Consider the following 416-nt stretch of genomic DNA (forward strand, 5'->3'; position numbering starts at 1 on the left):
CGATTCTCCATAGAAAGGAGGTGATCCAGCCGCACCTTCCGATACGGCTACCTTGTTACGACTTCACCCCAATCATCTACCCCACCTTCGGCGGCTGGCTCCTTGCGGTTACCTCACCGACTTCGGGTGTTGTAAACTCTCGTGGTGTGACGGGCGGTGTGTACAAGACCCGGGAACGTATTCACCGCGGCATGCTGATCCGCGATTACTAGCAATTCCGACTTCATGCAGGCGAGTTGCAGCCTGCAATCCGAACTGAGACCGGCTTTTCTAGGATTCGCTCCACCTCGCGGCTTCGCTTCCCGTTGTACCGGCCATTGTAGTACGTGTGTAGCCCAAGTCATAAGGGGCATGATGATTTGACGTCATCCCCGCCTTCCTCCGGTTTGTCACCGGCAGTCATTCTAGAGTGCCCA

General features: G+C 56.0%; 1 rRNA gene. It reads right to left on the reverse strand.

The features are described 5' to 3' along the window. Nucleotides 1-13 precede the first annotated feature (13 nt). Nucleotides 14-416 (reverse strand): 16S ribosomal RNA (locus EJP77_RS20515); the annotation flags it as partial.

It is taken from the genome of Paenibacillus zeisoli, from assembly GCF_003994465.1.
Taxonomy (GTDB): domain Bacteria; phylum Bacillota; class Bacilli; order Paenibacillales; family Paenibacillaceae; genus Fontibacillus; species Fontibacillus zeisoli.